This window comes from Nocardia sp. CDC153 (assembly GCF_035818515.1).
In the GTDB taxonomy this organism is placed as follows: domain Bacteria; phylum Actinomycetota; class Actinomycetes; order Mycobacteriales; family Mycobacteriaceae; genus Nocardia.
On the sequence record NZ_JAYKYU010000004.1, the window covers coordinates 719,099 to 731,258 of the forward strand.

Annotated in this window: 13 protein-coding genes; 7 read left to right on the top strand and 6 right to left on the bottom strand. The window is 66.8% G+C overall.

Translation table 11 applies throughout. The features are described from left to right. Window positions 1-6 precede the first annotated feature (6 nt). The 4 genes from VMT65_RS25915 (at window position 7) to VMT65_RS25930 (ending at window position 4,232) form a co-directional block, all read left to right on the top strand. Window positions 7-1,281 carry an RNA polymerase sigma factor gene (locus VMT65_RS25915; RefSeq protein WP_326310997.1) on the top strand — a complete coding sequence of 425 codons (1,275 nt, stop codon included), beginning with the start codon at window positions 7-9 and terminating at the stop codon, window positions 1,279-1,281. A 113-nt stretch (window positions 1,282-1,394) separates the two neighbouring features. After that, window positions 1,395-3,161, top strand: a complete 1,767-nt coding sequence (locus tag VMT65_RS25920; RefSeq protein ID WP_326310998.1) for an MFS transporter — start codon at window positions 1,395-1,397, stop codon at window positions 3,159-3,161. Continuing rightward, window positions 3,112-3,624, top strand: coding sequence for a MarR family winged helix-turn-helix transcriptional regulator (locus VMT65_RS25925; RefSeq protein WP_326310999.1), 513 nt, complete (start codon window positions 3,112-3,114; stop codon window positions 3,622-3,624). The genes VMT65_RS25920 and VMT65_RS25925 overlap by 50 nt, the downstream gene beginning before the upstream one ends. Before the next feature lie 218 nt (window positions 3,625-3,842). Then, entirely contained in the window at window positions 3,843-4,232 is a 390-nt protein-coding gene (locus VMT65_RS25930) for a hypothetical protein (protein ID WP_326311000.1), read from the top strand. Between the two features lie 45 nt (window positions 4,233-4,277). Here the strand turns inward: VMT65_RS25930 and VMT65_RS25935 are convergent, their stop codons facing one another. Both VMT65_RS25935 and VMT65_RS25940 read right to left on the bottom strand, forming a co-directional pair. Then, on the bottom strand, window positions 4,278-4,619 hold the full coding sequence (locus tag VMT65_RS25935) for a hypothetical protein (protein WP_326311001.1): 342 nt from the start codon (window positions 4,617-4,619) through the stop codon (window positions 4,278-4,280). 126 nt (window positions 4,620-4,745) lie between these two features. Beyond that, window positions 4,746-5,906, bottom strand: a complete 1,161-nt coding sequence (locus tag VMT65_RS25940; protein WP_326311002.1) for a helix-turn-helix domain-containing protein — start codon at window positions 5,904-5,906, stop codon at window positions 4,746-4,748. Window positions 5,907-6,220: 314 nt separating this feature from the next. Between VMT65_RS25940 and VMT65_RS25945 the strand changes: the two genes are divergently transcribed. Then, entirely contained in the window at window positions 6,221-6,862 is a 642-nt protein-coding gene (locus tag VMT65_RS25945; RefSeq protein WP_326311003.1) for a short chain dehydrogenase, read from the top strand. Window positions 6,863-6,884: 22 nt separating this feature from the next. On the opposite strand, the gene VMT65_RS25950 is transcribed toward VMT65_RS25945, so the two are convergent. The 4 genes from VMT65_RS25950 to VMT65_RS25965 all read right to left on the bottom strand — a co-directional run bounded on the left by VMT65_RS25950 (window position 6,885) and on the right by VMT65_RS25965 (window position 10,840). Continuing rightward, the gene (locus VMT65_RS25950; RefSeq protein ID WP_326311004.1) at window positions 6,885-7,709 is read right to left on the bottom strand and encodes a dienelactone hydrolase family protein; all 825 of its coding nucleotides are present in this window, start codon (window positions 7,707-7,709) and stop codon (window positions 6,885-6,887) included. A 9-nt stretch (window positions 7,710-7,718) separates the two neighbouring features. After that, window positions 7,719-8,147, bottom strand: coding sequence for a CBS domain-containing protein (locus VMT65_RS25955; protein WP_326311005.1), 429 nt, complete (start codon window positions 8,145-8,147; stop codon window positions 7,719-7,721). Between the two features lie 89 nt (window positions 8,148-8,236). Further along, a complete protein-coding gene (locus tag VMT65_RS25960; RefSeq protein ID WP_326311006.1) occupies window positions 8,237-9,607 on the bottom strand; it encodes a dihydrolipoyl dehydrogenase family protein in 1,371 nt (456 codons plus the stop codon). A gap of 33 nt (window positions 9,608-9,640) precedes the next feature. Next, window positions 9,641-10,840 carry an FHA domain-containing protein gene (locus VMT65_RS25965; protein WP_326311007.1) on the bottom strand — a complete coding sequence of 400 codons (1,200 nt, stop codon included), beginning with the start codon at window positions 10,838-10,840 and terminating at the stop codon, window positions 9,641-9,643. 207 nt (window positions 10,841-11,047) lie between these two features. On the opposite strand from VMT65_RS25965, the gene VMT65_RS25970 reads away from it, so the two are divergent. Together VMT65_RS25970 and VMT65_RS25975 are read left to right on the top strand one after the other, a co-directional pair. Then, entirely contained in the window at window positions 11,048-11,467 is a 420-nt protein-coding gene (locus tag VMT65_RS25970; RefSeq protein ID WP_326311008.1) for an Rv3143 family two-component system response regulator, read from the top strand. A gap of 266 nt (window positions 11,468-11,733) precedes the next feature. Continuing rightward, complete coding sequence (locus VMT65_RS25975; RefSeq protein WP_326311009.1) at window positions 11,734-12,114, top strand: NADH-quinone oxidoreductase subunit A; 381 nt, start codon at window positions 11,734-11,736, stop codon at window positions 12,112-12,114. Window positions 12,115-12,160 lie beyond the last annotated feature (46 nt).

Genomic DNA, 12,160 nt, shown 5'->3' on the forward strand with positions numbered 1-12,160 from the left:
GTTCCCATGGCTGATCCCACCGGTCGTGAGGCCGTCGCCGCCGTGTGGCGCATCGAGTCCGCGCGGATCGTCGGTGCGCTCGCGCGCTACACCGGCGACTTCACACTCGCCGAAGATCTCGCTCAGGAAGCCTTGGCCGAGGCGCTGGTGACCTGGCCACGGGAAGGCGTGCCGCGCAATCCCGCCGGATGGCTGCTCACGGTCGGGCGGCGGCGGGCCATCGATGGCTTTCGTCGCCGGGCCGCGCTCGACGATCGGTACGCCGCCCTCGCCCGGGAGCTGGGCGAGGGCGGGGTCGCCGCCGGTGGCCCGCCCGCGGAAGCGGCCGAAACACCCTGGGATCCCGATCAGATCGACGATGACGTGCTCGCGCTCATCTTCATCGCCTGCCATCCCGTGCTGTCGCGGGAGGCACGGATCGCGCTCACGCTGCGCGTGGTGGGCGGTCTGTCCAGCGACGAGATCGCCAAGGCGTTCCTCACACCGACCGCGACCGTGCAGGCTCGGATCACCCGGGCGAAGAAAACCCTTGCGGCAGCGCGTGTTCCGTTCGCCGTGCCCTCGGCGGAGGAACGGCGCGAACGCCTGGGTTCGGTGCTCAGCGTGGTGTACGTGATCTTCACCGAAGGCTCGTCCGCCACCTCCGGCGACGATCTGATCCGATTCGACCTCGCCGGTGAGGCGCGGCGGCTGGCCCGGGTGCTGACCCGGCTGGTTCCCGGCGAACCCGAGGTGCACGGGCTGCTGGCATTGCTGGAACTGACCGCCGCGCGCTTCCCGGCCCGCACCGACGCCGACGGCAACCCGATTCTGCTGGCGCATCAGAATCGCCGCCACTGGGATCGGGCGGCGATTCGCCGCGGCCGGGCCGCCTTGGAACAGGCATCCCGGGTCGGGCGCGGGCTCGGCGTGTACGGGCTGCAGGCCGCGATCGCCGAGTGTCATGCCGTCGCCGCCTCGGTCGACACCACCGATTGGGACCGCATCGTGGTGCTCTACGAGGCGTTGGGCCGGCTCGCGCCCTCCCCCGTCGTCGACCTCAATCGCGCGGTCGCGGTCTCCATGGCCCAGGGCCCGGCCGCGGCTCTGCCCATCGTCGACGACCTGAAAACGTCCACCGCCCTGGCCAACTCGCACCTGCTTCCGACCGTGCGCGGCGAGCTGCTCCTCCGCCTGGGCCGCCGCGACGAGGCGCGCGCCGAACTCGAACGCGCGATCTCACTCTGCGGAAGCGAACCCGAGCGCGTCCTGCTCGCGAAAAAGCTCGCTGACCTGGGTTGATTCCCATGAGTAAGCCGGTGTGGCCGGTGAGTGAGCCATCACACCATTTCGTTAGTTAGCCTCATGCAACTATATTGGGACGCTGTTCGTACGTTGACTTGCGGGAGGCTCTGATGGCTGCGGCCCCAACCACCGATGTGGATGCCGGTGATGTCCAGACCATTCGGAGGCGACTCCGGATCGAGCACGATCACCCGCATTACAAGTGGGTCGCCCTGTCGAATACGACGCTGGGCATGCTCATGGTCACCATCAACTCCTCGATCGTGATCATCTCGCTGCCCGACATCTTCCGCGGGATCGATTTGAACCCGTTGGCGGCGGGCAATGTCAGCTATCTGCTGTGGATGATGATGGGCTTCCTGCTCGCGTCGGCGGTGCTGGTGGTCATGTTCGGGCGGCTCGGCGACATGGTCGGGCGCGTCAAGATCTACAACTACGGGTTCGTGATCTTCACGATCGCGGCGGTGGCGTTGTCGTTCGATCCGTTCACGCACGGCGGGGGCGCGGTGTGGTTGATCGGGTGGCGCGTGTTCCAGGGCATCGGCGGTGCGATGCTCATGGCGAACGCGGCCGCGATCCTCACCGACGCCTTCCCGGCCGCGCAGCGCGGGTTCGCGCTCGGCATCAATCAGGTTGCGGCCGTGGCCGGTTCGTTCCTGGGCCTGCTGCTGGGCGGTCTGCTCGCGCAGTGGGATTGGAAGGCCGTGTTCTGGGTGAGCGTGCCGTTCGGCATTCTCGGGACGGTGTGGTCGTACCGGTCGCTGCACGACAATGGGCAGCGCAATGCCGGATCGCTCGATATTCCGGGGACCGTCACGTTCGCGGTCGGGTTGACCGCGCTGCTGACCGGCATCACCTATGGCATTCAGCCGTACGGGGATTCGAATACCGGCTGGTCGAATCCGTGGGTGTTGCTGGCGGTGTTCGGCGGTCTCGCGGTGCTGGCGCTGTTCTGCTGGATCGAGACCAAGGTGGAGCAGCCGATGTTCCACCTGTCGCTGCTCAAGATTCGCGCGTTCGGGCTGGGCAATCTGGCCGGGTTGATGTCCTCGCTGGGTCGGGGTGGTCTGCAGTTCATGCTGATCATCTGGCTGCAGGGGATCTGGCTGCCGCTGCACGGGTTCGACTACGAGTCGACGCCGCTGTGGGCGGGTATCTATCTGCTGCCGCTGACGGTGGGATTCCTTGTGGCGGGGCCGGTTTCGGGCCGACTGTCGGACCAGTACGGGCCGCGTCTGTTCGCAACGCTGGGCATGGCGATCACCGCGGTGACGTTCGTGCTGTTGGTGGTGCTGCCGGTCGACTTCTCCTACTGGGCGTTCGCGGTGATCATCGCGCTCAACGGTCTGGGGTCGGGAATGTTCGCCTCCCCCAATACCGCCGAGGTCATGTCGGCGGTGCCCGCCTCGCAGCGCGGTGTCGCCTCCGGTATGCGCGGGACGCTGCTCAATGGCGGTATGGCGCTGTCGATCGGGGTGTTCTTCTCGCTCATGATCATCGGCTTGTCCAATACGTTGCCGGGGGCGATGAATTCGGGTCTGCAGGAGCAGGGTGTGCCCGCGAATGTGGCGGCGGAGATCTCCGGTCTGCCTCCGGTCGGCAGTCTGTTCGCGGCCTTCCTCGGTGTGAATCCGATTCAGGCGCTGCTCGGCCCGACCGGCATTCTCGACCACCCGGGCGTGCACAAGGACGTGCTCACCGGTCAGGAGTTCTTCCCGCACTTGATCTCCGGACCGTTCCACTCGGGTCTGGTCGTGGTGTTCCTCGGCGCCGCGATTATGATGCTGATCGGCGCGGTGGCCTCCTGGTTCGCCGGTAGCCCGAAAGTTGCGGACGAGGCCGCCGAACTCCGCGAAGCCGCCCGCGAGGGAATCTGAGACGGAGGAGAGGACCCTGCCCGAGCCGACCAGCGTCGCCGACCCCGACCAGCTCACCGAAGCAGCTGAGCTGTACCACACCATCGGCCGCGTCATCCGACTGCTGCGTCACTCGGGCGACCTCGGGTCCCTCAGCCCCGGCGCCGCCTCCGCCCTGGCCACCGTCGCCCGCTCCGGCCCCCTCCGCCTCGGCGACCTGGCCAACATCGAACGAGTAAGCGCCCCAACCATGTCCCGCATCGTCACGGGCCTGGAAAAATCCGGCTACCTGACCCGAGAAGCCGACCCGGAAGACGGCCGCGCCCAACTCCTCTCCGCCACCGAAGCCGCCCACAACCTGGTCACCGGCCTAACCTCAGCCCGCATCCAACGCTTCGCCGCAGCCCTCGACCACCTCGCCCCGGACCAGCGCCAGTCTCTCCGCTCCGCCCTCGAAACCCTCATCGGGGCGCTCGAACAGTAGCGGCAACACCCCTATCGGCCGGGGTGTCCGGCGGTGACACGCGGCGTGAGCGAATTCTTGTCGCGCTCAGTGTCATTCGACCGACGTCGACTTGACCTCCGCCGCCCGGGAGGCGTGCGACCATGGGAGTGCCGCGGGTTCGCGGCACCATTGGCATGCTCGTGGTGAGCATTGGCACGGGCGTCCGTGGGTTTCTTTGTGATCGAAGGGGGCTTGTGATGTCAGAAATCCCGTCGACGCAGGGCAGTGCTGTCCGTGAGGGCAGTCCCGACTCCGCGGTGGATCGGGTGGCCGATTTCTATGCGGCCTACATCGACGCGGTTGGTGATGGCACCGACGATCTCGGTGATGAGTTGCGCGCGCACTATCTGACCGAGGATCTGCGCCAACGCTTGGCCGCCTGGGAAGAGGCCAATCACGCCGACGGTGTGCTGCGGGCGCAGGACGTCCCGACGCATTGGGAAACCCGCTACCACGACTCGGGCGCAGGCCACCTGTTCAGCACCGTCACCCTGACCTGGGGCACCGGACCCGATGCCGGACACACCCGCCTGGCGGTGCAAAGTGATCTGTCCACCAAGCTCATCTCCGATATCGAGGACGGTTAGCGCGGTCGCTCGACGCCTGATCCGGGCGTTCGCCGAACGCCCGGATCACCGCGAGCCCATGTCGGCTGGGGAATCGGGCGGGATGAGCCAGCGGGCGAAGGTTTGTTCTGGATCGACGGTGATGACGTCGGCCCGCTCCACGAGATCCCTTGGCACCGCAGCATTCTCGAAGTGGTCGAGACTCGGCACGATCACCGCGTCCACGCCCAGATTGGCCACCAACACCCGCAACCGATGCACCGGCCGATCGGTATGCGGTCCGAACACCGCCACCTTCCGCAGGTCATACCCCAGCCGCCCCGCCAACGTCCGTATCCGCACCTCATCCCACTGCCGCCGCGCTCCCGACACATCCTGTCGGATATAACCGATTGCCCCCGGGTTCATGGGTCTGCCCTCTCAGTGGTGGGTGGTGCTCGCCGGAATGGAAATGGTGGGTTCAGCTTCGGCCCACAGGAATTCGGCGGCAATGGCACTTTTGCGGGGGTCTGTCGGGAAGTGCCACAGATCGGGTCAGTATTCGAGGTGGATGAGGTCGGCGAGGGAGCGCATGTCGGGGGTGAGGGTGCGGCGCTTGCCGATCAGGCGGGCGAGGAGATCTTTGGCGAGGCGTTGCTCGATCAGCCAGGGGCGTGCTTCTCGGGAGAGTTGGAGGAGGATGTCGAGTGCCGGGTCGGGGCGGTGCAGGTCCAGGTGAGCTTGCGCCACATCCAGGAGGTGGCGGTTGCGGTTGTCGGAGGTGGGGCGCAGGCCGGTCGGTACTTGGCGGGCCAGGCGGATGGCGAGGTCGGGGCGATCGTCGATGACGGCGTTCTCGACACGTTTCATGGCGACGGTGGCCGGGCCGAAGAGGGTCCAATAGTCCTGGTACTCGGTAGGTTCCCGGGTGATGGCGACCGCGGCGGCTTGCGCTAAGCGCATCATGCCGGTGGCGTCGTCGGGGCGGTTGTCGCGGATGGCGGCGGCCGAGCCGCGCATCAACAGCCATCCCCACGTGGAGAGTTCGCGTTCGGAGGCGGTGGAAATCCGCGGCTCGATTCGGTCGGCCCAATGGATCGCGAGCTCGTCGACCTGCTGAAAACGTCTTTCCACCAGAAGGAGCCAGCACAGGGTGACGACCACCGAGGCGGCATCCAGAGCATTGTCGGTCGATTCGGCCGAGGTCAGTGCGCGTTCGAGAACCGTGCGTGCGGTGCGTAATTGCCGAGTCTGCACCATTACCGAACCGGTCAGTTGCAGAATGCGCGCCCGCAGCCTCGGCGAAACGCTGTTGCTGTCCGCGACAAGTTCGGGCAGAACGAGGGCGAGCTCCTCATAGTTGTTGTCGTGGTACAGCCGCACCGCCGCCGTGAGCGATTGCGCCACAGCATCGTCCGCGGGCGGTTCATCCAACAGTGGCGCACGCGGCGTCTCGATCGCCCGCCGAGTCTCGGCCCAGATCTCCCCATTCCGGCTCTCCGGTGCTTCGGGTTCGGACCCGATGAGCGCCGTCAGCGGACACCCCAACCCCACCGCAAGCCGCCGCAATGTCTCGATCCGAGCGTCGTCCCGCTCCCCCTGCTCGATCTTCCGTATGAACGACACCGAAACGCCAGACCCCGCAGCAAGTTCCCGCTGCGTAAGCCCCCGCCGTTTCCGCACCGATTGCAGCCGCTGCCCCAAATCGCCGCTCATAATCCCAGCCTAGATCGCCCCCTCCCCGCGCCGGGGCGTTCGTGTATCCCCTCAAGGGGTGCACCGATCGAAAAGCTGCGCCGCAGGCATCCGACGCCTTCCGCGACCTCTACCCCAGCCCTGATCGATAGTCGCCACCCCCGTGCTCGGCGGAATGGGCCTATTCGTGCACAAAGTGGTGCTGGAGGGCAGGTTTCTGTCAGTTTGGCTGTGATTGTGCAGGGATTGGCCCATTGATCCACGGGACCCGGCGCCGGACACGCCGGTCTGGCGATGCCGGGTGGGAGCGCCGTGATCTTGTTGGGTGGGCGGGTTTGGGGTTACTCCAGGGGCGGAGGGAAGGAGCAGCTGTGCGGATTGTTGTTGTGGGTGGGGCGGGGACTATTGGGCGGCGGTTGGTGCCACTGTTGGGGGCGCGTGGGCATGATGTTGTTGTGGCTGGGCGGAATTCGGGGGAAGTTCGGGTGGAGTTGAGTTCGCATGAGAGTGTCGAGGCCATGTATCGCGAGGTGGGGGCCGTGGAGGGGGTGGTGTGTATTGCGGCGCACGGGGCGATGGATGAGTTCGAGACGCTGACCTCGGATGCGTTGTACGAGAATATGCGTGCCAAATTCTTTGGGCAGGTCGATTTGGTTCTCACCGGGCAGCACCACTGTGCCGATGGTGCGTCCTTCACGCTGACATCGGGGATCTTCGCCGACGAGCCGTGGCCGCATGTCACCGGGGGCGGGGTTATCAGCGGTGCATTGCACAGCTTCGTTCTCTCGGCCGCGATCGAGCTGCCGCGCAAGATGCGGGTCAATGTGGTGAGTCCGACCATGGTTGGCGACTCTGTCGATGCGTTCGCCGAATACTTTCCCGGGATGCGGCCGGTGCCGATGAACGAACTCGTCGATCACTATCTGCACTGCATCGAGGGCGACGACACCGGCCAAATCATCCGCGCCTACGGATAACCGGGGCGTGGCAACCGAGCCACTATGCAGCCGTATCGAGGCGGTGGTGTAGGTAGGCGAGGATTTCGTCTCGGGCCTTGATGGTCGGGTGGCCTTCCTCGTCGACCAGGTGAGCGGTGACAACGCTGTGTGGGGTTTCGACGATTTCGGCGAAGAAGGGAGGCGGGGTGGGGTTCGCGCAGTCGCCGGAGAGGACCCGACCGTCGAAGCGGTCGCCGAGGAGTTGAGTGTAGGCGGCGAAACGTTGGCCGGTGCACCACTTGTCGTTGTCGAAGCGGAAGGCGAGCGCACGGAGGTCGTCGCGTTCGAAGCGCTCGGCTATCGCCGTCGCGTCCTCCGGGGACAACTCGAGTCCTGCCGGGTCGTCGAGTGGCAGGGAGGGGTGGTTGATGACCGGGGCGATGACGGCGGGTTCGAGGGTCATGGTGAGCGCGAAGTTGCCGGTGAAGCACATGCCGACGGCTCCGACGCCGGGGCCGCCGGATTCGCCGTGGGCCAAGCGAGCCAGGGCGCGCAGCCAGGTGGCGATAGGGCTGGTGCCGCCGCCCGCGAAGGCGCGGAATTCCTTGCTGACGCAGGCCTTTCGGGGGACGGTGGTGCCCAGTTCGAGGGTGGGATACGCGCCGTCGACGCCGAACAGGGACGGGACGTAGACGGTGAAGCCGGAGTCTCGGACCCAGCGGGCGAAGCGCAGGACGTCGGGGCTGATGCCGGGCATTTCGGGCATGATGATGACCGCGGGGCCGGTGCCCGCGACGTAGACATTCTTTTCTTCGCCCTCGAGGGTGATCGCTCGCTTGGTGAAATCGGCGAGAGTGTCATCGGGCGTTGAGGTTTCGGACTCCACAGTGGGATGTTAACCGTGGAGATAGCGAACCAAAGCCTCCCGCTCGGTTTCCAGTTCGGAGATCTGGCTCTTGACCACGTCGCCGATGCTGACGATCCCGATCATGCGGCCGTCCTGGACCACCGGTAGATGTCGGATGCGATGCTGGGTCATGGTGGCGTTCAAGGTCGCGACGCGATCGTCGGGCGCGCAGGTGTGCACGGCGGCGGTCATGATCGAGGAGACCGGGGCGTCCAGCAGGTCCGCGCCGTGACTGTGCAGGCGGCGCACCACGTCTCGTTCGGAGACGATGCCGGAGATGGCGGCCCCGTCCGGCGAGACCACCACCGCGCCCACATTGTGCGCCGCCAGTACTCTGAGCAGTTCGCGCACTGTTGCATCCGGTGCGATCGTGACGACGCCGCTGCCCTTACGGCGAAGAATTTCCGAGATTCGCATGTGTCCACCGCCCAACGCTCGGGACTATCGATGGATACCAGGATGACGCCGAAGCCCGAGCGTGAACAGCAAAGATTACGAACCGATGCCTAACCTGAAGCAAGAGCATCGAGGGCGGATTCGATGGCCCGGTGGAAGGTCGGATAGGCCAGGATCATCTCGCGCAGGGTCGCGGTGGGCACCTCGGCGTGGACGGCGACCGCCAACGCGCTCAGCACTTCTCCGCCCTGCGGGCCCACCGAGGTCGCGCCCACGAGCACACCGCGATCGGCGTCCTCCACCAGCTTGATGAACCCGTCATTGCCGACCTTGTGGATCCAACCACGCGTGGAGGCAGGCACTTCCGTGCATCCGGTGCGCACCTGCAGTCCGGCCGCCCGGGCCTCCTCCTCGGTCATACCGACCGCCCCGACTTCCGGATCGGTGAAGGTCACGCGCGGCACCGCACGATACCGCGCGACCTCCGAACCTTCCCCGAGAATGTCATTGGCCGCGATCCGCGCCTGATACATGGACACATGAGTGAAGGCACCCGCCCCGGTGACATCGCCGATCGCCCACACCCCGTCGGCGGCACGCAACCGGTTGTCCACCGGGATTGACTTCGCGTCCTCGTCCAACCCGACCGCCCCGATTCCCAACGCGGCCAGATCCGTTCGCCGCCCCGCGGCCACCAGCAGCCGCTCGGCACGCACCGATTCCCCATTGTCGAGTTCGAGGGTGAACTCCCGCCCGTCGTGCCGCACCGCGGTCCCCCGCACCCCGCGCACCTCGATACCCTCGTCCGCGAACACCCGCGCCAGCAACTCCCCCGCCTCCGGCTCGTCCTTCGGCAGCAGTCGCCGCGCCACCACGGTCACCCGCGTACCGAACCGCGCGAAGATCTGCGCGAACTCGACACCGACGGGCCCTCCGCCCAGCACAATGAGCGACTCCGGAACCTCGGTCGTCGGCACCGTGTCCCGATTGGTCCAGTAGGGCGTGCCCGCGAGACCGTCCAGCGGTGGAACCGCCGGGGCCGTACCCGGATTCAGCAGAATCCCCCGCCGAGCGCGGAACACCCGATCACCGTTCGCGGTCTGCACGGTCACCTCGCCGGGGGCGGTGACCTTCCCCCACCCGCGCACGAAGGTCCCGCCCGCCTTCTCGAACCGCTCGACGGCGGCCGCGTCGTCCCAATTGTCGGTGGCCTCGTCGCGGATGCGCGCCGCCACCGGCCCCCAATCCGCCCGCACCGTGGCCGATCCCGCGAGCCGATCCACCCGCCGCGCCTCGGCGAGAGCTCCCGCCGCCCGCACCATCATCTTGGTGGGGACACAGGCGTAGTAAGGGCACTCCCCACCGACGAGTCGCCCCTCCACACCGACCACAGAAAGCCCGCCCCGCGCCAACCGCGCACCGGCATCCTCACCGCCCGGTCCCATTCCGATGACCACGACATCCACCGATTCGGCAGGCACACACTCTCCTTCGTTCGACAAACCACCTCGACGCTAGCGCCCGTACGGAGAGTCGAACGTGAAGACCCGCCCGCCCAGCAGTAACTGGCTCCCCGGTGCGAGCGCGGTCAGCTGCCCCGGCACCGCCCGCATCCAGTCCGGCCGACCGGGGAACCGAATGTGGGTGCCATTGGCCGAGCCGCGATCCATCACCACGACCTCCCAGTCCACCAGTCGAATCTCGGCGTGTACCCGCGACATCCCGCCCGACGCATCGGGGATGCGGATGGCTTGCGCGCCGCGGCGCACCTGGTCGGAGCGCTCCGGTTCGCGACCGATCACCAGATCCGAATCGAGCACGTAGGAGGTGCCGTCGTCGAGCTTCAGCACGCCCAGCGGCGGTCGAATGCCTTCGGTGAGCACCCGGGTCGCCTGGTCCATCGAAATGCCGCACGCCGTGCAGAAAGCCGCGCGAGGGTCATTGAGATGTCCACGCACGCAGGTGAACCCGCTCACCACCACCCCGGTCACCGCGCGTGGGCCCGGCTGCGGGGTCGACGTGCTCACGCCGACCGCACCGGACGCTGGAGTCGCATCTGCTGCGGGTTTGCGCGCTATGCCGGAATCCGCCTCTGCGTGCCCGTTCTGCCCCTCGACGGGCCGCACCCGCCGCGCGGAGTCCACCCGCGCCCGCGCCCTGCGCACCGCCGAACTGCCACGCCGCGACCGCGATTCGTCCTCTTCCCCCAACCACACCACCGCACCCGACCCCGGCACCCGCCCATCGCGCAACGTCCAGATTCCCGGCTCGGGCAAGTCCGCACGTGGCTGGTCCTCGTCCACGAACACCGCCGCCGCCCGCGCCGGGCCGGGACTCACGACCCGGTCGATGGTGAAAGCCGCATCGCGCCCGTGCAATACCTCCCGGTGATCCTCCCCCTCCAGCACCGCGGTGACCCGCCCGTGCAAGAACACCGCCAGCCCCCGCACGCCCGGCGTGAGCACCCCGAACTCCACCCGCTCCTCATCCTCGCGAGCCATGAGCCACGTACTCACCAGCCGCGCGAACGTGCGCCCCGTGCGCCTGGTCTCCCGCGAGGAGGCGTCGGCCACCAACTCCAGCAGTTTGTCGAGCACCGCCACCGACTCGGACGTAGCGGTCACTTCGGTCGAATCCCGATGCGCGACAACGACGACCACCCCGTCGACGCTCGCCACCAGATGCGGCCCGGCCACCACCTCTACCCGTCCCACGTCACCATCTCCCGCCGCTCATACTGATTCATCGATCCGGCCGTCGGTTTCGATGCAGCGTTGCGGGATCTCTCCCCTCATTTGCCGGATGGTACCGGTCGCGTCTCCTCGACAGCCCGGCATCGACGTATTGCGCGACAGGCGAATCCGCGACGCGACCGCGAGTTCTGGCGAAGCTGCTCCGCGGTCCGCCACCAGGCACGTAGCATGCGGGACGTGGCCGATGCGAAACGTCCCGCCGCGGTGCGGGTCCTCGTCTACAGCAATGACGCCGATACCCGGAGCCAGGTGATGCTGGCCCTGGGCAGACGGCCGCACCCGGAATTGCCACCCATCGAGTACGTCGAGGTGGCGACCGGGCCGGTTGTCATCGAGCTCATGGACAAGGGCGATCTGGATCTGCTCATCCTCGATGGCGAGTCCGCCCCGACCGGCGGCATGGGCCTGGCCAAGCAGCTCAAGGACGAAATCGCCGACTGCCCACCGATAGTCGTGCTGACTGGCCGCCCGGACGATGCCTGGCTGGCCAACTGGTCGCGCGCCGAGGCGGCGGTGTCGCATCCCATCGACCCGATTCGCCTGACCGACGCCGTGCTCGGTGTGCTCGGCGATAGCTTCGCGGCCTGATCTTCGGCCGATCTTCCACTGCCCCGTGATCAGGGCATATCCACGTCACGTGACATTCGCGATTGCGTCCAATCGGTCATAAAAGACCGTTCCGAATTCGATCAAACGCGATCGCGAATCGTCATGTATCTTCTGGTCCGGGTTGTAATCTGTGCCGTAGCTCACACGAGCGCGGGCATCGGTATCACTGATCAATGACGCCGCCGCCTCACTCGCTGCTGCCATCCGAAGTGCGTTGTCCAGCTCGCAGGAGGGGTAGTTCTGTTGTGAATATAGAAGTGCCGACCCTTGTACTTGGCGCGGTCGCGGCCGCGTTCGGGGTGTTCTCGATCTTCCTGGCGGCCCTCATCGGCCCCAAACGCTACAACCGGGCCAAGCTCGAAGCCTACGAATGCGGTATCGAACCGACCCCGCACGCCGTCGCGGGCGGGCCGGGAAACGCTGCGGGCCAACGCTTTCCGGTGAAGTACTACCTCACCGCCATGCTGTTCATCATCTTCGACATCGAGATCGTGTTCCTCTACCCGTGGGCCGTCCACTTCGATTCGCTCGGAGTGTTCGGACTGGCGGCCATGGCGTTGTTCATCTTCAACGTCTCGGTCGCCTACGCCTACGAGTGGCGGCGCGGCGGACTCAGCTGGGACTGACGCGCAGCCGGATCGACTGGCGCACAGGGGTATTCGAATCATCAAT

Coding starts and splice junctions, on each gene's coding strand:
- VMT65_RS25970 (WP_326311008.1), top strand. CDS start 11,048: ATGCGGGACGTGGCCGATGCGAAACGTCCCGCCGCGGTGCGGGTCCTC.
- VMT65_RS25930 (WP_326311000.1), top strand. CDS start 3,843: ATGTCAGAAATCCCGTCGACGCAGGGCAGTGCTGTCCGTGAGGGCAGT.
- VMT65_RS25935 (WP_326311001.1), bottom strand. CDS start 4,619: ATGAACCCGGGGGCAATCGGTTATATCCGACAGGATGTGTCGGGAGCG.
- VMT65_RS25915 (WP_326310997.1), top strand. CDS start 7: ATGGCTGATCCCACCGGTCGTGAGGCCGTCGCCGCCGTGTGGCGCATC.
- VMT65_RS25955 (WP_326311005.1), bottom strand. CDS start 8,147: ATGCGAATCTCGGAAATTCTTCGCCGTAAGGGCAGCGGCGTCGTCACG.
- VMT65_RS25940 (WP_326311002.1), bottom strand. CDS start 5,906: ATGAGCGGCGATTTGGGGCAGCGGCTGCAATCGGTGCGGAAACGGCGG.
- VMT65_RS25920 (WP_326310998.1), top strand. CDS start 1,395: ATGGCTGCGGCCCCAACCACCGATGTGGATGCCGGTGATGTCCAGACC.